This window comes from Maribacter spongiicola (genome assembly GCF_052119685.1).
Classification (GTDB): domain Bacteria; phylum Bacteroidota; class Bacteroidia; order Flavobacteriales; family Flavobacteriaceae; genus Maribacter; species Maribacter spongiicola_A.
This window is the reverse complement of the sequence record NZ_JBGQOO010000005.1, coordinates 1-23716: the sequence shown is the minus strand read 5'-3', so window position 1 is coordinate 23716 and position 23716 is coordinate 1. Positions and strand designations below refer to the sequence as shown.

The following is a 23716-nucleotide window of genomic DNA, read 5'->3' as shown; positions in this document are numbered from 1 at the left end:
ATGCGAAATATACTTCTGGTCTTGCTTTTTTCTATTCTTTTTTCTTGTGCTAAAGACGAGGCAGAAGTATCTATTGATGGTTTAAAAACTGATTTTAAGGGGGAGCTAGATTGGATAAAGAGTTTTGGCGGCAGTGGAAATGAAAGCGCCCAAGCCATTGTAAAAACAAATGATGGTGGCTATGCTATTATTGGACATACATCAAGTATTGATGGCGATATTTCTACAAAAACTCAAGAAGAGAATGATTATTGGTTTTTGAAATTTGATGAAAACAATAATTTACAGTGGAATAAAACATATGGCGGTAGTAAAGATGATATTGGGCAAAGCTTAGCGCTAACAAAAGATGGTGGTTATATCTTAACAGGATATTCAATGAGTAGCGATGGCGATGCGTCTAATAATGAAGGTTTTCATGATAATTGGATTATAAAATTAGATGCTCAAGGTGTTTTAGAATGGGAGAGTAGTTATGGTTTTTCTGGTCACGACCACTCGTACGATATTCTTGAAGCTTCGCAAGGAGGTTATTTTTTTACAGGTTTTTTAGATATTACTTCTGCTAGGGCAGACGGTAATACCGAGAAAGGAAATTCATTGACTAGCCATGGAGTTGGAGAATTTTGGGGAACTAAAATTGACGAAGATGGTAGCGTGCAGTGGCGCGGTTATTTTGGAGGAACTAATAATGACAGGGCACATAGTGCAGTACAAACAAGCGATGGCGGATTTGTAATGGCTGGCTTTACTGAAAGTGAAGATTATGATATTAGTGATACCAACGGCAGTTATGACTTTTGGGTGGTGAAAGTAGACACGTTTGGAAATTTTGTTTGGGAGCATTCTTATGGTGGCGAGGGTATAGAAGTTGCTTATGATATTGCAAAAACCAGTGATAATGGTTTTGTGATAGTGGGTAATACTTTTAGTACAGATGGTGATGTTTTGTTAAATAACGGAGAGTCTGATATGTGGATGATTAAGCTAGATGAAGTAGGAAACATGATTTGGGAACAAACTTATGGTGGTAGTCAGTTTGATTTGGCGCAAGCGGTAATTCAAAGTAAGGATGGTGGTTTTATAATAACGGGAAATGCTAAAAGTGACGATAAGCATAGTACTTCAAATAATGGAGAAAATGATATTTGGGTCGTAAAAACGAATGCATTTGGCAGCTTGGTTTGGCAAAAATCTTTTGGTGGTTCAGGCTTAGATTTTGGGTTTGATTTAGTTGAAAAAGCAGACGGAAGCATCTTGATTATTGGAGAATCTTCAAGTACAGATTTCAATTCCTTAACTTCTAAAGGAAAATCTGACCTAATTCTTCTAAAAATTAAATAGTCGCACTCTTTTGTGTATAGTATTTCTCTATTAATATATACGTTATAATAATGTTAGGTTCTATGGAAAAAACCTACTTATGACGTATATTTGTAAACTATTTAGATTAAATCTAGTTAATTATGATTCAAGTATCAGAAACGGCTAAACAGAAAGTAATCAACCTAATGACAGAAGAAGGTTTTGATGCTACGACGGATTATGTGCGTGTTGGTGTAAAGAGTGGCGGATGTAGTGGATTATCATATGAGTTAAACTTCGATGATAAGAAGGACGACGCTGATAAAGTATTCGAAGACAATAATGTACGTATTATCGTAGACAAAAAAAGCTTTTTATATTTAGTAGGTACAGTTTTAGAATACTCTGGCGGACTCAACGGAAAAGGGTTTGTTTTTAATAATCCGAACGCTCAAAGAACGTGTGGTTGTGGCGAGAGTTTTTCATTGTAAAAAGAAGTTAAACAGTAAAAAGTAAATAAGTAAAAGTTATAATGTATAGTTCTTTTGAAGATTTAGAAGTGTACAAATTATCAATAACTTTTACGGGTAAAATCTATAAATTGCTTGAAAGGCAACCTTTAAAAAATGATTTTGCAATGGTTGATCAATTAAGAAGAGCAACTATTTCAATTTCGAATAATATATCTGAAGGTTTTGAACGGGAAACCGATAAAGAGCTGATTAGATTTCTTTATTTTTCAAAAGGTTCTTCGGGAGAAGTCAGGAATCTTTTCAATGTAATGGAAGAAATTGGATATTTTGATAAAAGAGAATTAATAGAGTATAGAGAGCTAGTTGTTGTAATTTCGAAACAGTTAGCGAACTATATTAAATACGTTAAAAAGAGATGTAGTTAATTTTTAACTCATTTGCTTTTAACTTATTAACTATGGAAATATGGCATATACAGAAGAAGAATTAAAGAAAGAATTGGAAACCAAAGAGTATGAGTATGGTTTCTACACAGATATTGAATCTGATACATTTCCTATTGGTTTAAGCGAAGAAATTGTTATTGCGATTTCAAAGAAAAAAGAAGAACCGGAGTGGATGACGCTTTGGCGTTTAGAAGCTTTTCGTATTTGGCAAAGTATGAAAGAGCCTACATGGGCAAATGTGCATTATGAAAAACCAGATTTTCAGAATATCAGTTATTATTCTGCACCAAAATCTGCAGATCCTAATAAAACATTAGATGATGTAGATCCAGATTTGTTAGAAATGTATCGTAAGCTTGGTATTTCTGTTGATGAACAAAAGAAATTACAAAATGTAGCTGTTGATATTGTTGTCGATTCTGTTTCTGTTGCAACTACTTTTAAAAAGACACTAGCTGAAAAGGGAATTATTTTTATGCCTATTTCAGAGGCTATAAAAGAGCACCCAGAATTGGTGAAAAAGTATATGGGTACTGTTGTGCCTCAAAAAGATAATTTTTATGCGGCTTTAAATTCCGCAGTATTTACAGATGGTTCTTTCTGTTATATACCTAAAGGGGTAAGATGTCCAATGGAACTTTCTACATACTTTAGAATTAATCAAGCCGGTACAGGTCAATTTGAACGTACGTTGCTTATTGCTGATGAAGATAGTTATGTAAGTTACCTTGAAGGTTGTACTGCCCCATCAAGAGATGAAAATCAATTACACGCTGCCGTAGTTGAGCTAATTGCTTTAGATGGTGCTGAAATAAAATATTCTACCGTTCAAAACTGGTTCCCAGGTAACAAAGAGGGTAAAGGTGGTGTTTATAACTTCGTTACGAAAAGAGCAATTTGCGAGAAGAACGCTAAAGTATCTTGGACACAGGTTGAAACAGGTTCGGCAGTAACATGGAAATATCCTTCTTGTATTCTAAAAGGAGATAATTCTATCGGTGAGTTTTATTCTATTGCCGTAACGAACAATTACCAACAAGCAGATACAGGTACTAAAATGGTTCATCTTGGTAAAAACACCAAGAGTACTATTATATCTAAAGGTATTTCTGCAGGTAAATCTCAAAACAGTTACCGTGGCTTGGTACAGATAAATAGCCGTGCCGATGGTGCGCGTAATTTCTCTCAATGCGATTCTTTGTTAATGGGTAACGAATGTGGTGCACATACCTTCCCGTATATCGAAGCAAAGAATAAAACGGCAATGATAGAGCATGAGGCTACAACTAGTAAAATAGGTGAAGATCAAATTTTCTACTGTAACCAAAGAGGTATACCAACAGAGAAAGCGATTGCATTGATTGTAAATGGTTTCAGTAAAGAAGTACTAAATAAACTACCAATGGAATTTGCTGTAGAGGCACAAAAATTATTGGAAATTAGTTTAGAAGGTTCTGTAGGATAAAAAGTAATTAAGTTTTTAGTAAAACGCCATAGGCGCCACAATATTTAAAGTAACATATTATGTTGAAAATTAAAGATCTACATGCTAGCGTAGATGATAAGGAGATATTAAGAGGAATAAACCTAGAGATTAAAGCAGGTGAAGTACATGCTATAATGGGACCGAATGGTTCTGGTAAAAGTACATTAGCTTCTGTAATTGCCGGAAACGAGCGTTTTGAGGTTACTCAAGGTTCAATTGAATTAAGTGGTGAAGATTTAGAAGAAGTTTCTCCAGAAGAAAGAGCGCACAAGGGTGTTTTTCTTTCTTTTCAGTATCCAGTTGAGATCCCGGGTGTTTCTGTAACCAACTTTATGAAAACGGCTATTAACGAATCTCGTAAGGCTAAAGGTCTTGAAGATATGCCTGCAAAGGATATGTTGAAATTGATTCGTGAAAAATCTGAGTTATTAGAAATTGACCGTAAGTTTTTATCTAGATCATTGAACGAAGGTTTTTCTGGCGGTGAGAAAAAGAGAAACGAGATTTTTCAAATGGCAATGTTAGAGCCAAAGGTTGCAATTTTGGATGAAACCGATTCTGGATTGGATATCGATGCTTTGCGTATTGTTGCTAGCGGTGTCAACAAACTAAAAAGTAAGGATAACGCTGTAATATTAATTACACACTACCAACGTTTATTGGAGTATATCGTGCCTGATTTTGTTCACGTTTTACATAATGGTAAAATTGTAAAATCTGGTGGTAAAGAACTTGCTCTAGAGCTTGAAGAAAAAGGATACGACTGGTTAAAGCAAGAAACAGCGGTGTAATTAAGTATACAGTATTCAGTGGTAGTAATCAGAGATTGCGAACTGCCAACTGCTACTGTAAACTGGCAACTGAAAAAATATGGATTTAAAAGATAAATTGATTTCCTCTTTTATGGCGTTTGAGAACAACGTGGATGTTGAACATCCGGTGCACGACGTTCGTATGGCAGCTATAAAAAACTTTGAGGAAAAAGGGTTTCCCTCTAAAAAGGAAGAAGCTTGGAAATATACTTCATTAAATAGCTTACAAAAAATAGATTTCAGCATATTTCCTAAGGAACAGAATGCGTTGGAATATAAAGATGTAAAACGTTATTTCATTCACGAGATCGATACCTATAAAATTGTTTTTGTTGATGGTATTTATAGTTCTTTCTTGTCTGAAACTACACATGATGGTGTAGATATCTGCTTAATGAGTTCAGCGCTTACCAAGCCAATGTACAAACAGATTATAGATGTGTATTTTAATAAAATCGCATCTAAAGATGAGTCATTAACTAGCTTAAACACTGCGTTTAGTAGAGAAGGGGCTTACATCTACATCCCAAAAAATAAAATGCCGAAAAAGCCAATTGAGATATTACATTTCTCTACGGGTAACGAGGCTTCTATTTTATTGCAACCAAGAAATTTAATTGTAGTAGAAGAAAATGCTGAGGTTCAAATTATTGAGCGTCACCAGAGTTTAACATCAAACGACACTCTTACTAATGCAGTAACCGAAATATTCGCTGCAAAAAGTGCTATTGTTGATTTTTATAAAATTCAGAACGATGCGGCTACGGCTTCATTGATCGATAACACCTACGTTGATCAAAAAGACAAAAGTGTTGTTAACGTTCATACCTTCTCTTTCGGTGGTAAATTGACTCGTAACAATCTTAACTTTTATCAAAACGGTGAGTATATAGATTCTACCATGAATGGTGTTACTATTCTAGGGGAAAAACAGCATGTGGATCATTATACATTAGTGCATCATATGCAACCGAATTGTGAAAGTCATCAAGATTATAAGGGTATTTATGGCGATAGCTCTACAGGTGTTTTTAACGGTAAAATTATCGTAGATAAAATTGCTCAAAAGACAAATGCATTCCAAAAAAATAATAATATTCTAATTAGCGATAAAGCAAGCATCAATTCGAAACCACAGTTAGAGATTTTTGCAGATGATGTAAAATGTTCTCATGGCTGTACTATTGGTCAGTTAGATGAAGATGCTTTATTCTATTTACAGTCAAGAGGTATACCAAAGAAAGAGGCAAAGGCTTTATTAATGTATGCCTTTTCTAATAATGTTTTAAATACGGTTCGTATTCCTGAACTTAAGACTAGAATAAATAAATTGATTGCTAAGAAACTAGGGGTAAACCTTGGGTTCGATTTGTAGAGACATTCATTATTTTATTCAATAAAAATTAACGGTTCGTTAGGTTATTCTTAACGAACCGTTGTATTTTCTTACATTAGTAAAGTTTATTTTAGCGCGGTTAATTCCTGACTAAAATAAATATGAAAAAAATTATTCTTGCTTCTTTTTTAGTTTTCTCTTCTTTTTTAGTGCACGCTCAAGACCAAAAATGGAGTATTGAGGCTAATTACCCTTTAGTTGCTAATAGTAATTTGCAAAATGATTTCAATGGAGTTTTGGATTTGGGTGTCAAATACAGATTTGCAAATCTTGGTCCTGTTATTTTGGGCGCAGGATTCAATGCGGCTTATTTGAAAAACTTTAACAATTTTACCTACGGATCAGCAAGCGGGCAGGATTTGGAGTTTGATTACAAAGCAAAACAGTTTTTATTACAACCTAAACTATTTGCAGAGTTGCCTATTCCAGGTTTATCAGCTCTTAGGCCTCAAATTGGTATAGGCTATACGTTTAGTATTGTAGATATATATTATGATAATGGGGATCAATTTATTGTTGATAATACTAAAACCGAAGGAGGTTTAAACCTAAATGTGGGATTGTCTTATGATATATCTAAACGCTTTTTTGTTCAGGCACAATACGATTATCTTACTATAAAATTCAAAGGAGAATCTGAAATTAATGGTCAAACAAGTAATTATGACTTTAAAGAGAAAACAGGCTTTATAAAAGCTGGTGTCGGATTCCGTTTTTAACTTTTATTAAACATAGATTATCACAAAAGGATAATGTACAATACCCGATATGTTTTCATTATCGGGTATCTTTGTATATAAGAAGATTGACTATGCTAGATATTAAAAAAATAAGAGAAGATTTTCCAATTCTTAAGCGTCAGGTAAACGGTAAACCATTGGTCTATTTAGACAATGCCGCTACTTCGCAAACTCCGCAACAGGTTATCGATGTCATTGTAGATTATTATCAAAACTACAATGCTAATATTCACCGTGGGGTTCATACGCTTTCACAAGAAGCGACGGATAAATACGAGCAGGCAAGAATAAAGATTCAGAAGCATTTTAATGCCGCGAAGTCTTATGAAATCATATTCACGTCGGGAACTACCCACAGTATAAATCTAGTTGCTAACGGATTCGCCTCTTTGATTAAAAAAGGAGATGAGGTTTTAGTTTCTGCGATGGAGCATCATTCTAATATTGTGCCGTGGCAAATGCTATGTGAGCGTACTGGTGCTATTTTAAAAGTCATCCCTATGAATTTAGAAGGGGAATTACGAATGGATGTGTATGATGAATTACTTTCAGATAAAACAAAACTGGTTTTCTGTAACCATATTTCTAATGCTTTAGGGACTATTAATCCGATAGAAGAAATAATTGAAAAGGCGCATAAAGCTGGTGCTGCCGTATTAATTGATGGCGCACAAGCTGCTCCTCATTTAGTTGCCGATGTACAAGCTTTAGATGTGGATTTCTATACTTGTTCTGCACATAAAATATGTGGTCCAACTGGTGAAGGTATGTTATATGGTAAAGAAGAGTGGTTAAATAAATTGCCCCCTTACCAAGGTGGTGGTGAAATGATAGCCGAAGTAACTTTCGAGAAAACGACCTATGCCGATTTACCGCATAAATTCGAAGCAGGCACCCCTAATATCTGTGGTGGTATCGCTTTTGGCGCAGCACTAGATTATATGAATGCTATTGGCTTTGAGGAAATTGCCAAGTATGAGCACGAATTGCTAGAATACGCGACGGAGGAATTACTGAAGATAGACGGACTCAAAATATATGGTACCGCTAATAATAAGACTTCTGTTATATCATTCAATATCGAGGGTATTCACCCATATGATATAGGTAGTATTTTAGACAAGTTGGGCATTGCCGTTCGTACGGGGCACCATTGTGCACAACCGATTATGGATTTCTTTAAAATACCAGGCACCGTACGTGCTAGTTTTGCTTTTTATAATACCAAAGAAGAAGTAGATGTACTTGTTGCGGGCGTAATTAAAGCTAAGAGCATGCTGCTTTAACTGGGTAAAATTTGTTAAAATCTATATTTTTCCTAACATTTCTTTAACATATTGTTAATATTTTATATATTGGGTCAACACTAATTATAAAATATTGACTATTTATGAAAAAAGTAATTTTAAGCGTTGCGTTATTAGGTGCATTTCTAGTATCGTGCGAAAATGATTCCCCCATCTCTGACAATACGGTAGAAGAATCGCAGGAAGTACAAGTAGATATGAGCGATTTTAGCTTATATGTTGATCAAGACGACATCGCAGGTAAGTCTGCCAGTAGTTTAGAGAAATGCGTATCCATGAAAAATTTGGAATACAGATTATCTAAGAATAATGGACTAGCGAAAAAGATGTACGATATTGAATATAATACACGTAAAGCCATTGCTTTAAAAGGCCAAGCTAACAAAGGTAAACCTACAGGAGGCAATGGAGGTGGTGGAACTACCCCTTCTATTTATGAAGGAGCGATTACGATCCCTGTAGTTATCAATATCATTGAACAGTTTTCTGGGCAAGTAACGCAAAACCAAATTAATTCTCAAATTAGAATATTGAATGAAGATTTTCAGAACAATAATTCTAATACTAGTAATGTACCTTCTGCTTTTGCAGGTCTTGTGGCCGATATTAATGTTACGTTTGTATTAGGAACGGTAAATAGGGTAGTGAACACTAAAGCTTCTTGGGGTACCAATGATGCGATGAAAATACCATCTCAAGGTGGTATCGCACCAACAGACGCAACTAGTAATCTTAACCTTTGGGTTTGTGAAATTGGTGGCGGTATTCTTGGTTATGCTCAATTTCCTGGTGGGTCTAATGCAACTGACGGAGTAGTAATCGGTACTGATTTCTTTGGTGAAACTAATGCAGGCGGTATCTATGGTAAAGGTCGTACTGCAACACATGAAGTTGGTCACTGGTTAAACCTTCGTCATATTTGGGGTGATGGTAGATGTAACAGAGATGATTTTGTTGCAGATACTCCAACTTCTGATGCTCCTAACTACAACTGCCCTTCTTACCCAACGGTTAATTGTAGATCAACAGACATGACCATGAATTATATGGACTATGTGCAAGATGACTGTATGTATATGTTCACCTCTGGTCAAAATGATCGTATGCGTGCGTTGTTTGTAGCTGGCGGACCAAAAGAAGGTTTTGTAAACTAAAATTATTCTTAAGCTTATAATAAAAGGACATCCAATGGGTGTCCTTTTTGTATTATTACATTTAAATATATACTAATGAAAATAGTCTTTTTGCTCCTAGGCATTATTACAATGAATACGTGTGGTCAAAAGTCAATGCCCAATAAAACAATTATTACTGAATTTAAATATGAAGCTAGTACAAGAGGCTCTAATTATACATGTTTGATAAATGAAAACGATATAGATGTAATATCAAAAGGAATATCTGAATTTCAAAAATCTAAAAGCATCAATAATGAGCAATGGAGCTCTTTAATAAACTTATCAAAAACTATAGATGTTCTGAATTTAGAGAACCTAATTGCGCCAAGTAATAATAGTCATACCGACAGGGCAAGAATTGCCACTTTAACTATAATAACACCCGATAGTTTTTTTATCTCGAAACCTTTTGATGAAGGCAATCCTCCTTCACAATTAACATCTTTGATAAACAATATGTTGACCATCGCTAAAACTGTTGATTAACATACTTACTTGTTGTAATTTTGCATAAAATAAAGCAATGGAAATTAAAGAGATACAGGAAGAGATTATAGATGAATTTTCTATGTTCGATGATTGGATGCAGCGCTATGAGTACATGATCGATCTTGGCAAATCACTTCCATTAATTAACGAAGAGTTTAAGACTGACGATAACATTATTAAAGGTTGTCAAAGTAAGGTTTGGGTACATGCCGAATTAGAAGATAATAAATTGGTTTTTACGGCAGATAGCGATGCTATAATTACTAAGGGTATTATCGCCATTCTAATTCGTGCATTTAGCAACCAAAAACCACAAGATATTTTAGATGCCGATACACAGTTTATTGACGAGATTGGGTTAAAAGAGCATTTGTCGCCTACAAGGGCAAACGGTTTGGTAAGTATGATCAAACAATTAAAGTTATACGCAGTAGCGTATCAAACACAAATTGAAGACTAGAAGATTATGAGTGATGAAAATATAGCTGAAGACAGCGCAGAGTTAGGGGAGAAAATCGTTAAGATTTTAAAGACCATATATGATCCAGAAATTCCTGTAGATATCTATGAATTAGGATTGATATATGATGTTTTGGTGAATGAAGATAATGAAGTCAAGATTTTAATGACACTTACATCACCTAATTGTCCGGTTGCTGAAAGTTTACCGGCAGAAGTAGAGGAGAAAGTAAAATCATTAGATGCCATTAAAGATGCCGAGGTTGAAATTACTTTTGACCCACCTTGGACGCAAGATTTAATGAGCGAAGAGGCGAAATTAGAACTAGGCCTTCTTTAATTAGATTGTTGTCTCAATTTAAAAGATGCCTTTATGCAAGATGAAATTGTAAATAAAGTTGCCGAGAGTAAACTGATTACTTTTAACCTAGAAGATCACTATCCCAAGGGAAATAGAGTGGTTTTAGATATCAAAGACTGGCTTTTTGAAGGATTTATCTTAAAGGAAAAAGATTTTAGAAATTTTGTTGAAGCACATGATTGGTCTCAATATGAGGGTGCTTATGTTGCTATGCAATGTTCTACAGATGCTATAGTGCCGGGTTGGGCATATTTATTATTAAGTGTAAAACTTAGTGGTATCGCAAAAAAGGCGATTCAAGGTACTTTAGTAGATTTAGAAACGAGTATTTATCAATCTATAATTGAAGATATTGACGTTGCTGAATATCAAGATCAACTGATTATTATTAAAGGGTGCAGTAAAAAACCTGTGCCTGCAAACGCTTATCTGTTTCTCGCAGAGCGTTTAAAACCTGTGGCTAAGTCTATTATGTATGGTGAGGCTTGCTCTTCTGTGCCATTATACAAAAGAAAATAACATATTCCTACTTAAAGATGTTGCGAAGTATTATTACCTTTGCGCCACTATAAATTATAAACATTAATTATTATGAAGAAAATTGTATTAACTCTAGCTCTTGCATTTGTTGCAACTGTTGGTTTTTCTCAGACAGAAGAAGAACTAAAAGGTCAATTAGGTGCAGCAAAAGATTCTATCGCAGCTATTCAAGGAAGAGCTGACGCCATTCAAGGTGCTATTGACGCATTGCCAGGATGGAAGAAAGGTGCATTTGGTACTATCGGTGCAAACTTAAGTAGCTTTAACAACTGGTACGGTCAAGGTACTCCAGATTTATCTTCTGGTAACATTGGTGTAACTGTAAACGCTTTTGCTAATTTAAACGAAGAGAAATTCTTCTGGAGAAACTCTGGTAACATCAATTTAGGATGGGTTAAGTTCGACGATAAGAATGATGATACTGATGATGACAGTTTCAAACAAGGAACAGATGTATTTAACGTCTCTTCTCTTTACGGAAGAAAGCTTAGCGAAAAGTGGGCGATTTCTGGTTTAGGTGAGTACAGAACTACAATATTGAACAACTTTAACGATCCAGGATACCTTGACTTTGGTGTTGGTGCTACTTGGACTCCTATTGCTGATTTAGTTGTTGTAATTCACCCGTTAAACTACAACTTCGTATTTAGTAAAGGCGAATCAGTATTTGAATCTTCTTTAGGTGCTAAAATCGTTGCTGATTACACAAGACAAATTGGAGCGGTAAACTTTAAGTCTAACCTTTCTATGTTTCAAAGCTATAAGAGCGGTAATTATTCTAATACTACTTGGATCAACTCTTTTGGTTACACATTGTGGAATGGAATTGGTTTAGGTTTTGAATTTGGTTTACGTGATAACAAGCAAGAAGCTTTAAATAATGCTTTAACACGCGCTATTCCTGATCCAACAGCTACATTTGATAACGTAGATAACAAATTACAAACATATTTCTTGATCGGTCTTAACTACTCTTTGTAGTCTAAGAGATTATTAGAAAATAGTATATAATAAAAAAGCCCTCTAAATAGAGGGCTTTTTTCGGTTAAGTAATTATCGTAAAATTTGGGATTTTACTTTTTAGTTTTCATAAGTTAAATATCGATTTGGGGTCAAGACTTATCTTAAGTACACTGTAAAATTAACTCATATGGTCTTGTTGAAAACAATTTATGTTGTGAACTCATCTCATAATGTGGTGAGATTTACCATCTGTTTAATTTCATCGATGAACTACATTAATTCCATTTTAATTGATGTCTAATACTCGTCTAAATGTTCCGGATAAAGGAAATTATTATATGGAAAACGAGTAATATGAATGTCTCTTACCTCATCATAAACACGTTTTCTAAATTCATCTAGATTTTCTTTGTTTAATGCAGATATAAAAATGGCACGGTCACCAACCTTTTCCATCCATGTTTGTTTCCAATCATTAATGGTAAAATGTCTTCCGGTACGTTCTGTAATTAAATCATCATCATCGATAGTTTCATGCTCGTATTGATCAATCTTATTGAAGACCATGATCATTTTCTTATCTGAACTTTTAATCTCAGATAATATTTGGTTTACCGACTCTATATGCTCTTCAAACTGTGGGTGCGAGATGTCTACTATATGTAATAATAAATCTGCCTCGCGAACCTCGTCTAAAGTACTTTTAAAGCTTTCTACTAGCTGTGTAGGCAATTTTCTAATAAACCCAACTGTATCACTTAAGAGAAAAGGTAGGTTTCCTATAACAACCTTTCTTACTGTAGTGTCTAGGGTAGCGAACAGTTTGTTCTCTGCAAATACTTCGCTCTTACTAATAACGTTCATTAAAGTAGACTTACCAACGTTGGTATAACCAACTAAAGCAACACGCACCAAAGCACCGCGGTTACCTCTTTGGGTTTCCATTTGGCGATCAATTTTGAGAAGCTTCTTTTTTAATAAGGTAATACGGTCACGAACAATACGTCTATCTGTTTCAATTTCGGTTTCTCCTGGTCCGCGCATACCAATACCCCCTTTTTGTCGCTCAAGGTGCGTCCATAATCCGGTAAGTCTTGGTAACAGGTATTCATACTGTGCAAGTTCTACTTGTGTTCTCGCATAACTTGTTTGTGCACGCTGGGCAAATATGTCTAAGATCAAACTGGTACGATCAATAATCTTACAGCGTAATTGTTTTTCAATATTACGTTGTTGACCAGGTGTAAGCTCATCATCGAAAATTACCGAGCCAATTTCATGCTCATCAACATACTTTTCGATTTCTTCCATTTTTCCGGTACCTATTAAGGTCTTCGGGTTTGGAATATCCATGCGTTGGGTAAAACGTTTTAAAACTTCACCACCAGCAGTGTAGGTAAGAAACTCTAGTTCATCTAGGTATTCCTTTACCTTTTCTTCATTTTGGTCTTTATTGATGATACCAATAAGAACCGCTTTTTCATAATCTATACTCTTCTTTTCTATCATAAATTCCGTAAAGTGTAAAATTAAGCAATTACCGATAAGCTATTTCGTATTTTTATTGACTCGATAATCGAGATTTTGTGCTTTGAGGCGTTCCATGGAATATTAAATGAATACTCCTTGAATGTCTTTTTGCTTCTTTAGAGTTGTTACTCATTAAAATAATACATGCAATTTCCATTCTTTAAGAAAAAGACTAAAAAACAGCGTTATACAATTGCGTTCTACAATTTAGAGAATCTATTTGATCCAGAGCGTAATTCTAAGATTCTAGATAAGGATTATACACCCGACGGTGCTAAAAATTGGACTGTAGAGCGATATCAACGCAAACTGAAGAAGCTTGCAAAGACCATGGTTAAAATAGGTGACGAAGATCATCCTTATCCGCCTGTATTAATAGGTGTTGCCGAAGCTGAGAATAATAGTGTTTTTAAAGCGCTGTTGGATACCGATGAAATGGATGATTTAGATTACGGATTTATTCATTATGATTCGCCCGATGAACGAGGTATTGATACTGGTCTTATTTACCGAAAGCGTTTTTTTAAGGTTTTACACTCAGAACCATTGACATTATTAGTCGATAATGCTGGCGGAGTTAGAGATACAACCAGAGATATACTATATGTAAAGGGCGAGCTTAATAAAGAGTTGGTACACGTTTTTGTAAATCATTGGCCTTCTAGAAGAGACGGTGGTGTAGAAACTGAATATAAGCGTGTAATCGCTGCCAACGAAATTATACTTAAAATAGAACGTATTAAAAAAGAGGAGTTAGACCCCAATATTATAGTTATGGGCGATTTTAACGATGACCCTTCTTCAACTAGTCTTCAAACGATGACAGAAGGATCCGGTTTATTTAATCCTTTTGAGAAGATTCATATACCTAATAGTAAAGGGTCATCTGTTTATGGAAATAAATGGAATATGTTCGACCAAATTTTAATCTCGAATTCTTTTTTTAAATTTCAAAAGAATACCCACAGTTTTGATACTGCCGCCATCTATGATCATCAATCTTTAAAAGAGAAAGAAGGTAAATATAAAGGTACGCCCTATAGAACCTTTGTATCTGATCGTTATATGGGTGGGTATAGCGACCATTTTCCGGTTTATGCGGTATTTACTTTTAATTCTTAAAGCACACTTAATCGAAAGAAAAATCTTACACATCATAAATTGACGTTTTCACAACAGGTTGAACACAATGTTCGTGCAATTCATCGAATAAAAGTGTTCATTCACCGAACGCTCAAATAGGTTTATATATTTGTAGTCCAAATCTTACAAATTTAAACTTATGTTGACTACCTATAATTCAACCTACCGTACAAGTAGTATCTTAATACTGCTATTTTTTGTGTTCTCGTCAATTCATATTGCTTCTGCACAAAATTCTCAACAACGATTAAAAATTGCTGAAAACAATAAGAAAACCGAATTGGCAAATTTTAAATCTAATTTGGTTTCTGAGTATGCTCTTGAAAGAACTCATCTTAAAGAGGTAGCAAAATTGAACAATTGGAAAATAAAGGAAACTTTAGCGAACGGTAAAAAAATAGAATTGCAAGGTATAGGGGTAGATGGTAGTCCTTTATACTATGAAACGTATTCTGATGAAGCTGGTATGGTATCTAGAGCGAGTACATTAAACACCGACGGTTTAATGGGACTAAATTTAGATGGTGACGGAATGAATGTTGGTGTGTGGGATGCTGGTGTTGCCTTAGAGAATCATATTGAATATGCATCTAGAGTTACTATTGCTGATAGTAATGCTGAGGTTGATGCACACGCAACTAGAGTTTCTGGAAGTATTATTTCTACGGGACTTAAAAAAGACGCTAGAGGTGTGGCTAATATGGCCAATGTAATATCTCATGATTGGACAAGAGATAAAATTGAAGTGACAGAAGCTGCTGCTGACGGACTCCTAATTTCTAACCACTCTTACGGTATTAAAGCTGATCGTGTGCCAGACTGGTATTTTGGCGCTTACACTAAAGTTTCTCAAGATTGGGACAAAATCATGTACAATGCTCCTTATTATTTAATGGTAACCGCTGCAGGTAATGCACAAAAGAGTAGAGATAACGAAACACCTTCTTATGGCAAAACAGCAGATGGTTTTGATGTACTGTTAGGTTTTACTATTTCTAAAAACAATATTACCGTTGCAGCCGCTAATTCTAAGATAGACGGAAACGGAAATTTAAAAAGTGCCGATGTTTCTGCATACAGTAGCTTCGGTCCGGTTGATGATGGTAGAATTAAGCCAGATCTTGCCGGTAACGGTGGTGCTGTTTTATCAACCGATGCGATCAGTAACACTAGCTATAATACTTCTTCTGGTACCTCTATGGCGACACCAGGTGTAACGGGGTCATTATTATTGTTACAACAGTATAACAAAGAATTATATGGTGAATATATGAAAGCTGCGACATTAAAAGGGTTGGCGTTACATACTGCCGATGACATTGACACTGAAGGTCCTGATTATAAAATGGGCTGGGGCGTTATGAATGCAAAAAATGCGGCCGAGGTTTTAAACAATAAAGATTTCTCTAGCCATATTGCCGAAGAAACTTTAGAAAACGGAAATTCTTTTTCTTTCGATGTAACTGCAGAAGGTAACGAAACATTGATCGCTTCAATTTCTTGGACAGATGTACAATCTAGTTTTATTAATTCAGGTCAATTAAATAATACTACTGCCGCTTTGGTAAATGATCTTGATATCAGAATCACTAAAAACGGACAAACTTTTTTACCTTGGAAATTGAATCCTGCACAGGCAAATAGCCCAGCAACTAAAGGCGATAATTTGGTTGATCCCTTTGAAAGAGTTGAAATACCTAATGCAAATGGTACCTATACTATTACCGTCACCCATAAAGGTGAACTAGTAAACGCTATGCAAGATTTTTCATTGATCGTTTCAGGTGTTGCTATGACGACATGTTCTATAAATGCTCCAGAAGTTAATCTTGATGAAGCTGAAATGTCTACTGTAAAATTAGCTTGGAATGCTTCGGAAGATGCACTGTATGAAATTCAGTATAAAGAAGTTCACCAACAAGAATGGACAACAGAGTATATTTCTGTAAATAACTTCAGCTGGAAGGGATTGTTAAACGATACTACCTATTCTTTTAGATTAAGAACATTCTGCTCACAAAACATCGCTTCTGAATTTAGCGAGGTGGCAACATTTACTTTTAATGGTGAAGATACCGAGTTAGAAACCTTACATACTTTAAGTGCAGATTCTGATATACCGTTTAGCGTATACCCTAACCCTGCGGTAGATGAAATACAATTGAATGTAAAAACGTCTGATACTGCTACGTATAGAATAATGAGTACAGGTGGTGTAGCATTGAAAATGGATAAAGCATCAGATGCTAGAATCAACGTTTCAGATTTACCTTCAGGTTTGTATATATTACAAATTCAAGATTCGAATATCAACAAAAGCACGAAATTCTATAAGTACTAGAAAACTACTTTATTCTTCTAGATTGTGTAGTAAATGAGAGTCCTTGTTGGCCAACGGTAGAATTCATGATACCTTCGAATAATGGCTCTGGGCAATCTTTTGGTGCTTGCCATTCAAAAATAAAGTTCGAACCGGTACCGCCTTCAACATCCATCTCGTCAATAATAATTTCAGCCGTTTCTAAAGGGGCTAAATAAATAGGATGGCTAAAGTAATTTCGTAACGAAACCCCATGGGTATCAAAATACTCGGCCTTAGAAAGGTAAATAGTATCGACATCGCTTGTATTTCGTAAGCTGACCATAGCGGTTAAATTATGGGTCTTATGCTCAGAGCTGCTATAAATTTGAGAATAGATCGATAGATAAGATTTACCGTACTCTAAAGAATCTTGAACCTTCATGGTAATTTTTCTCTTAGACCAGTTTTCAGGGTGTATAGAGCTTATTTCCTTTTCTTGTAAACAGCTTGCCAGTACTATGACTACAGATAATAATAAGATGATTTTTTTCATAGGTATGGCTCGTTTTGAATAAATGTCGTTACTAACAAAATTACATCATTAGTGCTGTTTTTATATCGGTGGATGGTAATTTTAACTCGATTCTATGAATTAGCTACTTTCTTTACTTCATTATCGGTTAAAAGATCTTGATTTCTTAATCTTAAATAGACCTGAGCAGTGGTTAATACGTCTAGTTCGCAATAGGTAACGATTCGGCTTAAATCGTTTTCTTCGTAATACACCACCCTAACCATGCTGCCATCGATATCTTCTTTAGGGGAAGGTATGCCAAGCACATGTGCCATAAGTTTTAGTGAAGTATAATGTTTGTAGTCGCCAAATTTCCAAAGCTCCATGGTGTCTATATGCGGGACTTCCCATGGTTTTTTGCCAAATAGATCTAGTTTTTGAGGTAAAGATATACCGTGAATAATCATTCTTCTAGCGATATACGGAAAGTCGAATTCTTTACCATTGTGCGCACAGAGTACATTTTTAACATGGCTAAAATGCTCGTCTAATAAGTCTTTGAAGTCCTGTAATAGCTTAGCTTCTTCTCCATAAAACGTAGTGATTCTAAAACTACGCACTTCTTTTTGAAAGGTAAAATAACCTACAGATATACAAATAATTTTACCGAACTCTGCCCAAATGCCAGCGCGCTCGTAGAACTCTTCTGCAGTTATATTATCTTTTCTTTGGTATTGAGATTTGTGCGCCCACAGTTCTTGTGTAGTTTCATCTAACTGGTCAAAAGAACTTTTTTCAGGTACGGTTTCTATATCTAAAAACAAGATATTTTCGAGATGTATTTTATCAGGCATAGATAGGTAAGATACTAATAAGTAGGAAATTATAACAGTTTTACTAATTTGAAAAATCACATTTAGTATTACATCCCATTAAAATGTGAGAAGGTTTTAGATATTTTATGGGATAACAAGAGAGTGTTATCAAAGAAAAACTTTGATAAATAGTGAAAGAGCACTAAAAATATCAAACCGACCAATCGGTCTGTTTTAAACTGCTGAAATGTGAGGTTAATCATTGAAAATGGTGACGGAAATTACAATTCTATCGACGAAATGCAAGTACTTTGAAGATAAATGACTGTTTTAAAGACTAAACAAACCAAGTAGTTTGTTTTTAGCTGCTAGAAAGTAAGGTTTGCGGTAACGTATTTTGGTTTTAAATATAAAAATTGAGAGGTCTACGTTTTTCGTTCCTGCACGTATAGAAGTAAAACGTAAACCTTTCATTATAGGTTCAGATACAAATGATTGCGTTAACAATGAAAGACCTTGTTCTTATTTCAAATTGATATTAGTTAGATATCGTATTTTTTTTCTAATGTAGATAAGAGAACTTTTGCGTGATCTAAATCTAACATAAAAATGAATTGATATACCCGATCTAAAATAGTTTGAAGTCTTTTATCATTTTTATGCTCTTTTCTTAATAAGTATAACCTATAAGGCAATTGTAGATCATCGTAGGTATAGTCTACTCCGGTATAAGATTGAATTTCCTCTAGATATGAAAATCCGAATTCATCAGTAGGCTCTATCATGGTACCTTCACCAAAATCGTTCCAAGTAATCAATTGAATAAACTCTACCGGAGAAGAAGCATTTAAGCTCAGTGTTTCATTCAATACCTGAGTACCATTATGTGCTATAATCCAATCATCGTTTGTGTTTGTTCTCCATCCGCCTTCATAATAGAAGTCATTGAAACCTGGATAAGCACTCCCTACAGTCTGTATATCGTTTTCAACTGAATATTGATAGTAATTGGATAATGTGGTCATATGATTTGCATCTACCCAACTATATTCTCCACCAGCATATTGTCCTAATCTATCACTTGCCTCCCATAAACTCATAAAGTAGGGTGTAGTATTTAATTGAGGAATTATGTTGTCCCATACTAATGGATCTGTAATATAATTTGGTCCAAAAAGAAATAGTAACTCCGAATCATTTATTTTTATGTAGTTATCACTCGTAAAATAGGTGTTTTGAATATATTGTAAATCTAAAACTACATTGTCAATAGATGAATTAGTTTCTGATTGCTCGGTCGAATATTGTGCCGTCTTATCTTCATACATTATGGCAAATTCTAACCCTACTTCTTCAATTTCTTTAATAAATGACTCTGTGCTTTTCTTTAATGCATTATAATCGTTTACATCTCTACTGCTGTACCAGTCAAAAATAACACCATCGATACCCGATAATTTCATTAATAGCAAATGATATTCTTGCAAGTCATCGTCATTAGAAGAATACGGTCCTATTAACGGGTAATAATGAGAGGCTATTTCTCTTTTACCATTAGCATCGATAACATTTGGGTTTTTATTGGTCATAGTCCAGTGTTGTCCCCAATAGCCGTCTTGCTCTGGGTTATAGAACCAAGGCATATAATGAACATAAACTTTTTTAGTATTATTCTTTATGACATCAGCAGAAGCTGGCTGTTCTTTTTGGTCTATAACTTGTTGATATGCTTCTTTAAGGGCATCATTGGTTGGTTCATCAGCTATATCTTTAACAGAGTCTTTCTCGCAACTTATTACTAAAATCATTAAGAAGATTACCCTGAGTAATTTAAATTTTGGTCCCATATATATTTGTTAGTAATTGTTAAAGTTGCTTTTTATTTATCAATAGTGATTTTGGTTTTCGTTTAATGGATTAGACCTGAAGACCAAAAACAATTCTCTTTCGATGAAGTTGTTTATCCTTCTAAAAAAAATATGATTAATAATGAAAGTGTTGAATAAAATGATGTCTTAACCTCTCTTTTAATTGAAGTTGAAAATGGTCAGTTTTATTCTATCTTAGAAACCATAATTGCTATATATTATATAGGATTAATTGGTTATTTATAATACTCAGAATAGAATTACTTTACTACAATAAACCGAACATATAGTCTGTTTTTTACTGGTAAAAGGAATTGAGAATTCTTTAAACTAACGACAGTAATCGCACTTATATCGATATAATGCAAAGCGTACGAAGTTAAATAGGTGTTTTAGGCACTAAACAAACTAAGTGGTTTGTTTTTTGGTATTTTAGAAGTAGGGTTAGAGCGATCTAATTCTAGCTTTCCGCTATGAACATAGGGAGATTTACGTTTTACGTTTATGCCCGAAGACACGTAAAACGTAAATCTATCATTTGAAACCTACATCTGTTTTGTTTTTAGCTTTTCTAAGTTAGTACTGCGTTTACTATTCGATTTTAATGAAATAAAATACAAGGCGTATATTAAATTAGGGGAGTTCGCTATGTATAATTTGTTTCCAGTTATCATTAAGCCAAGCCGTAGTAAATGCAAATCAAAGAAATGGTGTCAAAAAAACCATGTACAGCAATTACGAACCACAAATCATATTTGCGTAAGTAGAATATCAGCGCTATGAGTCCTCCGATGGTACCTGCAACAATTTGTCCCGTTATTCCTTGATAACTATGCATGAAACCAAAAAAACAAGCTAACAAGACGATGTTTAGAACAATACTTAATTTACTTTCTCCGAAGAATTTTACAAATTGTCTCATGAAATAACCACGAAAGATAATTTCTTCTCCAAACCCGGCAGTAGCCCACACGACTAGTAAGGCAATTAAGCAAGCGGAAAGATTTCCTTCTAATTCGTTGAAACTTGAATAGTCTATTGGGACTCCGGTGAGTTTTGTAATTCCAGGAACTAATAAAAAGGCATAAAAACTAAAGAGACCTAGTGCGACTAAGGGTGCTAATACAAAGATGTTTTTGACCGTAAATTTTTCTCTTCGAAAGCCTAGAGCTGAAAATGGTTTACCCTTGTATTCTATATAATTTGATAAGATGATTAATAGAGACACAACGATGTTCTCTATATAACTTAAATTGAGTGGTCCGAACCAAATAAAGCAGATGACTGCGACGGTAATTAATGGAATTAAGGTTTGTCTTAAGGTAACTTTGTTCATTATTTTAGGTTTTAAATACTAAGCGAATTAATGAACAAAAACGCTGAAACCCCTTTTAAATACTGATGTTCTTACTGAATGGTAGTAAATTAATAACTGAATAGTCAATAATTTTTATTGAAACCAATTCATAAATTCCTTTCGCTTGTACCGACTGATATTTATTTCTTTAATAGCATCGTTTTCAATAGTAGCTTTTAATTGAATACGTAATTTACCATTCTCAATTTTTTCTATTTCTTCTACAGCATCTTTGTGAACGATAATTTGCCGATTGGCTCTATAAAACAATTGATTGTTTATTTTTTCTTCAAGCTCATTTAAAATAAAATCAGTGCTTATCGTTGTGCCATCATTTTTAACAGCAAATACTATTTTGTTTTCACTATAAAAGCATGCAATATTTTCATAAGCGAGCTTTGTGGTTTTTGCACCACTTTCTATGGTTACAACAGCATCTTTTATAGATGACTTATATAAATAGTATACGTCTTGGGCATACGATAAGCCTATAAGAACAAAACTCACTAGTAAGGTAATCAGTAAACCAATTAATAAATAATAGAACTCAATCTGTCCATCTGCGACTAGACTAAAAATAAAATTTATAGGAATGTACATGAGGGTTATATAACCTAAGGTTGAAGCCATGAACCATACAATAGTTGTCATTTCAACTTTTTTATAGAAATGCTTTTTCTTGTAATATTGAAAGTTAACCTCGGTTATGATGCCTATGAGAATACATAAAACAATAGATGCCAGAAAACCTTCAATGGGGAATCTATATACATCACTACCAGGAAAACTTTCTGGTGTCGCTAAATGATTTATGACCAACGAGAAAATAATAAATATGGCAACTTTCTTAAACCAACGCCAGGCAGCACTACTGCTAAAGGTGTGCCCATCTGTTTTTAGGGTTTTTTTTGTTTGTTGTGCGGTGCTCATTAATTAGAAGCTCTTTTTTTGATAATGGATTTGTGATTTATTACAATGTCAATAACAAGATTATAGCTTTCCGGTTATTTTCAAATACATATTTCCAATTACAGAGAAAAGTACAAGTAGTAACCACCACATACTATTTTTAGTTTTCTTGTCAATATTTTTATTTCTTCGAACTTCATAAAATGAGTATCCTAAAAATAAAATCAATATTGATCCAGTAATACCTACTAATAATTTGTTTGTAGATATAAATACGGTAGCCATTAAACCTAGTACTATAAGAATTAATACTCCTTTGTATTTTTCGAATGGCGGTTTTTTGTCAGAATACGTTATAGGTTTAATTTCAGATAATATCTGTTCAAGTTTCTCTGAATTATTTATTTGAGAAGGAACTCCAATAACATCTGTATTTGAACTTCCAACTATAGTTAATATGCCTTTAGGATTTTTAATTATAGATTTAATTTCATTTCGAGGAATAGAAATAGTCTGGGTATTGTTTTGTTCTCTTACTATTTCATATTCATTTACAATCAACTTGTAACTTTCAAATAATTCTTTTTGCCTATTAATCCCTTTAAATAATCCAAAAGCTAATGCTCCAACGACTAATGGAATTAAAAACAATAATACATTTACATCGGTTGTTTGTCCGTTTGAATTAATATGACTGATAGTTAATCCAGTTCCTGCTGCTAAAATTGCAACTGGTATAGTTTTAATAATCAATGCTTTTTTTATTTCAGCAAATCCATTTTCCTTTATTTGAAATTCAGTATTCATTTTTAATATATTGCTATGTAGGTAGGTTTCATTTTACAACTTCATTTCTATGTTTGTTCGCATACTTATAATATAAAATGCTCATTGGTCCATCTGGATAACTCGAAAAATTTCTATCTAGTTCCATCATAACTTTTTCAGAAGATTCGTTTGAACTTTTAAAAAACCAACTCCCGTCTTTTGGTAGTAATTCTACAGCTTGTTTTATAATGCTTGAAGATTTAAAAGCACCTATTTCTCTTAAAGAAATTATTATTTGTTCATTATACTGCGGAAACCATTCTTGTAAAAAAGTCAATATAGAATCTGCCTGGCCAGCATTTTCCATATGCATACATAAAAACAAATTAAGTTGTACCTGGTTTAAATCGTTGGGGTTTTTATCGTATCGATTTACGAGAATTTCATGCAATGCAATTGAAAAGTCCCCATTGTCAAGTTGTAGGCTTCCCAAAAAATAGGACAGTTCATAATTCGAATTTATTAACTTTAAATTCAAACTGTCACGATGAAAAA

Annotated in this window: 24 protein-coding genes; 16 read left to right on the top strand and 8 right to left on the bottom strand. The window is 34.2% G+C overall.

Annotated elements, in window-relative coordinates; genetic code table 11:
- From ACEN2N_RS09800 to ACEN2N_RS09735, 14 genes are all read left to right on the top strand, one after another.
- On the top strand, nt 1-1344 hold the full coding sequence (locus tag ACEN2N_RS09800) for a hypothetical protein (RefSeq protein ID WP_441824154.1): 1344 nt from the start codon (nt 1-3) through the stop codon (nt 1342-1344).
- Nucleotides 1345-1466: 122 nt separating this feature from the next.
- Nucleotides 1467-1796, top strand: coding sequence for a HesB/IscA family protein (locus ACEN2N_RS09795; protein WP_073241609.1), 330 nt, complete (start codon nt 1467-1469; stop codon nt 1794-1796).
- A gap of 41 nt (nt 1797-1837) precedes the next feature.
- Nucleotides 1838-2203, top strand: a complete 366-nt coding sequence (locus tag ACEN2N_RS09790) for a four helix bundle protein (protein ID WP_441824153.1) — start codon at nt 1838-1840, stop codon at nt 2201-2203.
- Between the two features lie 40 nt (nt 2204-2243).
- Nucleotides 2244-3689: a Fe-S cluster assembly protein SufB gene (sufB, locus tag ACEN2N_RS09785; protein WP_441824152.1), complete on the top strand. Its 1446-nt coding sequence runs from the start codon at nt 2244-2246 to the stop codon at nt 3687-3689.
- 59 nt (nt 3690-3748) lie between these two features.
- A complete protein-coding gene (gene sufC / locus ACEN2N_RS09780) occupies nt 3749-4501 on the top strand; it encodes a Fe-S cluster assembly ATPase SufC (protein ID WP_282048849.1) in 753 nt (250 codons plus the stop codon).
- A gap of 79 nt (nt 4502-4580) precedes the next feature.
- Nucleotides 4581-5897 (top strand): Fe-S cluster assembly protein SufD, encoded by a 1317-nt coding sequence (gene sufD, locus ACEN2N_RS09775; protein ID WP_441824151.1) that lies wholly within the window; start codon nt 4581-4583, stop codon nt 5895-5897.
- Nucleotides 5898-6019: 122 nt separating this feature from the next.
- A complete protein-coding gene (locus tag ACEN2N_RS09770) occupies nt 6020-6637 on the top strand; it encodes an outer membrane protein (RefSeq protein ID WP_441824150.1) in 618 nt (205 codons plus the stop codon).
- A 92-nt stretch (nt 6638-6729) separates the two neighbouring features.
- Nucleotides 6730-7944: an aminotransferase class V-fold PLP-dependent enzyme gene (locus ACEN2N_RS09765; protein ID WP_441824149.1), complete on the top strand. Its 1215-nt coding sequence runs from the start codon at nt 6730-6732 to the stop codon at nt 7942-7944.
- 104 nt (nt 7945-8048) lie between these two features.
- Complete coding sequence (locus ACEN2N_RS09760; protein WP_441824148.1) at nt 8049-9119, top strand: zinc metalloprotease; 1071 nt, start codon at nt 8049-8051, stop codon at nt 9117-9119.
- Nucleotides 9120-9194: 75 nt separating this feature from the next.
- Nucleotides 9195-9629 (top strand): hypothetical protein, encoded by a 435-nt coding sequence (locus ACEN2N_RS09755; RefSeq protein WP_441824147.1) that lies wholly within the window; start codon nt 9195-9197, stop codon nt 9627-9629.
- A gap of 37 nt (nt 9630-9666) precedes the next feature.
- Nucleotides 9667-10092 (top strand): SufE family protein, encoded by a 426-nt coding sequence (locus ACEN2N_RS09750; RefSeq protein WP_299318741.1) that lies wholly within the window; start codon nt 9667-9669, stop codon nt 10090-10092.
- A 6-nt stretch (nt 10093-10098) separates the two neighbouring features.
- On the top strand, nt 10099-10431 hold the full coding sequence (locus ACEN2N_RS09745; protein ID WP_036151130.1) for an SUF system Fe-S cluster assembly protein: 333 nt from the start codon (nt 10099-10101) through the stop codon (nt 10429-10431).
- A 33-nt stretch (nt 10432-10464) separates the two neighbouring features.
- Entirely contained in the window at nt 10465-10971 is a 507-nt protein-coding gene (locus ACEN2N_RS09740; protein WP_441824146.1) for a DUF2480 family protein, read from the top strand.
- 72 nt (nt 10972-11043) lie between these two features.
- A complete protein-coding gene (locus ACEN2N_RS09735; RefSeq protein ID WP_441824145.1) occupies nt 11044-11973 on the top strand; it encodes a DUF3078 domain-containing protein in 930 nt (309 codons plus the stop codon).
- Nucleotides 11974-12252: 279 nt separating this feature from the next.
- On the opposite strand, the gene hflX is transcribed toward ACEN2N_RS09735, so the two are convergent.
- Nucleotides 12253-13464 carry a GTPase HflX gene (hflX, locus tag ACEN2N_RS09730; RefSeq protein WP_441824144.1) on the bottom strand — a complete coding sequence of 404 codons (1212 nt, stop codon included), beginning with the start codon at nt 13462-13464 and terminating at the stop codon, nt 12253-12255.
- Between the two features lie 165 nt (nt 13465-13629).
- Between hflX and ACEN2N_RS09725 the strand changes: the two genes are divergently transcribed.
- Together ACEN2N_RS09725 and ACEN2N_RS09720 are read left to right on the top strand one after the other, a co-directional pair.
- Entirely contained in the window at nt 13630-14607 is a 978-nt protein-coding gene (locus tag ACEN2N_RS09725) for an endonuclease/exonuclease/phosphatase family protein (RefSeq protein WP_441824143.1), read from the top strand.
- A gap of 160 nt (nt 14608-14767) precedes the next feature.
- Nucleotides 14768-16969, top strand: a complete 2202-nt coding sequence (locus ACEN2N_RS09720) for a S8 family serine peptidase (protein WP_441824142.1) — start codon at nt 14768-14770, stop codon at nt 16967-16969.
- Between the two features lie 4 nt (nt 16970-16973).
- On the opposite strand, the gene ACEN2N_RS09715 is transcribed toward ACEN2N_RS09720, so the two are convergent.
- The 7 genes from ACEN2N_RS09715 to ACEN2N_RS09685 all read right to left on the bottom strand — a co-directional run.
- Nucleotides 16974-17483, bottom strand: coding sequence for a DUF3124 domain-containing protein (locus ACEN2N_RS09715; RefSeq protein ID WP_133685927.1), 510 nt, complete (start codon nt 17481-17483; stop codon nt 16974-16976).
- A gap of 92 nt (nt 17484-17575) precedes the next feature.
- The gene (locus ACEN2N_RS09710) at nt 17576-18298 is read right to left on the bottom strand and encodes a 3'-5' exonuclease (protein WP_441824141.1); all 723 of its coding nucleotides are present in this window, start codon (nt 18296-18298) and stop codon (nt 17576-17578) included.
- A gap of 503 nt (nt 18299-18801) precedes the next feature.
- Nucleotides 18802-20106: a glycoside hydrolase family 71/99-like protein gene (locus ACEN2N_RS09705; protein ID WP_441824140.1), complete on the bottom strand. Its 1305-nt coding sequence runs from the start codon at nt 20104-20106 to the stop codon at nt 18802-18804.
- A 694-nt stretch (nt 20107-20800) separates the two neighbouring features.
- Nucleotides 20801-21463 (bottom strand): CPBP family intramembrane glutamic endopeptidase, encoded by a 663-nt coding sequence (locus ACEN2N_RS09700; RefSeq protein ID WP_441824139.1) that lies wholly within the window; start codon nt 21461-21463, stop codon nt 20801-20803.
- Nucleotides 21464-21577: 114 nt separating this feature from the next.
- A complete protein-coding gene (locus ACEN2N_RS09695; protein ID WP_441824138.1) occupies nt 21578-22414 on the bottom strand; it encodes a LytR/AlgR family response regulator transcription factor in 837 nt (278 codons plus the stop codon).
- Nucleotides 22415-22474: 60 nt separating this feature from the next.
- Complete coding sequence (locus ACEN2N_RS09690) at nt 22475-23200, bottom strand: hypothetical protein (RefSeq protein WP_441824137.1); 726 nt, start codon at nt 23198-23200, stop codon at nt 22475-22477.
- Nucleotides 23201-23228: 28 nt separating this feature from the next.
- On the bottom strand, nt 23229-23716 hold a 488-nt coding region (locus tag ACEN2N_RS09685), incomplete at its 5' end, for a DMP19 family protein (protein ID WP_441824136.1).

Coding starts and splice junctions, on each gene's coding strand:
- ACEN2N_RS09795 (WP_073241609.1), top strand. CDS start 1,467: ATGATTCAAGTATCAGAAACGGCTAAACAGAAAGTAATCAACCTAATG.
- sufD (WP_441824151.1), top strand. CDS start 4,581: ATGGATTTAAAAGATAAATTGATTTCCTCTTTTATGGCGTTTGAGAAC.
- ACEN2N_RS09705 (WP_441824140.1), bottom strand. CDS start 20,106: ATGGGACCAAAATTTAAATTACTCAGGGTAATCTTCTTAATGATTTTA.
- ACEN2N_RS09720 (WP_441824142.1), top strand. CDS start 14,768: ATGTTGACTACCTATAATTCAACCTACCGTACAAGTAGTATCTTAATA.
- ACEN2N_RS09765 (WP_441824149.1), top strand. CDS start 6,730: ATGCTAGATATTAAAAAAATAAGAGAAGATTTTCCAATTCTTAAGCGT.
- ACEN2N_RS09715 (WP_133685927.1), bottom strand. CDS start 17,483: ATGAAAAAAATCATCTTATTATTATCTGTAGTCATAGTACTGGCAAGC.
- ACEN2N_RS09770 (WP_441824150.1), top strand. CDS start 6,020: ATGAAAAAAATTATTCTTGCTTCTTTTTTAGTTTTCTCTTCTTTTTTA.
- ACEN2N_RS09690 (WP_441824137.1), bottom strand. CDS start 23,200: ATGAATACTGAATTTCAAATAAAGGAAAATGGATTTGCTGAAATAAAA.
- ACEN2N_RS09755 (WP_441824147.1), top strand. CDS start 9,195: ATGAAAATAGTCTTTTTGCTCCTAGGCATTATTACAATGAATACGTGT.
- ACEN2N_RS09710 (WP_441824141.1), bottom strand. CDS start 18,298: ATGCCTGATAAAATACATCTCGAAAATATCTTGTTTTTAGATATAGAA.
- ACEN2N_RS09745 (WP_036151130.1), top strand. CDS start 10,099: ATGAGTGATGAAAATATAGCTGAAGACAGCGCAGAGTTAGGGGAGAAA.
- sufB (WP_441824152.1), top strand. CDS start 2,244: ATGGCATATACAGAAGAAGAATTAAAGAAAGAATTGGAAACCAAAGAG.
- ACEN2N_RS09760 (WP_441824148.1), top strand. CDS start 8,049: ATGAAAAAAGTAATTTTAAGCGTTGCGTTATTAGGTGCATTTCTAGTA.
- ACEN2N_RS09695 (WP_441824138.1), bottom strand. CDS start 22,414: ATGAGCACCGCACAACAAACAAAAAAAACCCTAAAAACAGATGGGCAC.
- hflX (WP_441824144.1), bottom strand. CDS start 13,464: ATGATAGAAAAGAAGAGTATAGATTATGAAAAAGCGGTTCTTATTGGT.
- sufC (WP_282048849.1), top strand. CDS start 3,749: ATGTTGAAAATTAAAGATCTACATGCTAGCGTAGATGATAAGGAGATA.
- ACEN2N_RS09735 (WP_441824145.1), top strand. CDS start 11,044: ATGAAGAAAATTGTATTAACTCTAGCTCTTGCATTTGTTGCAACTGTT.
- ACEN2N_RS09700 (WP_441824139.1), bottom strand. CDS start 21,463: ATGAACAAAGTTACCTTAAGACAAACCTTAATTCCATTAATTACCGTC.
- ACEN2N_RS09800 (WP_441824154.1), top strand. CDS start 1: ATGCGAAATATACTTCTGGTCTTGCTTTTTTCTATTCTTTTTTCTTGT.
- ACEN2N_RS09790 (WP_441824153.1), top strand. CDS start 1,838: ATGTATAGTTCTTTTGAAGATTTAGAAGTGTACAAATTATCAATAACT.
- ACEN2N_RS09740 (WP_441824146.1), top strand. CDS start 10,465: ATGCAAGATGAAATTGTAAATAAAGTTGCCGAGAGTAAACTGATTACT.
- ACEN2N_RS09750 (WP_299318741.1), top strand. CDS start 9,667: ATGGAAATTAAAGAGATACAGGAAGAGATTATAGATGAATTTTCTATG.
- ACEN2N_RS09725 (WP_441824143.1), top strand. CDS start 13,630: ATGCAATTTCCATTCTTTAAGAAAAAGACTAAAAAACAGCGTTATACA.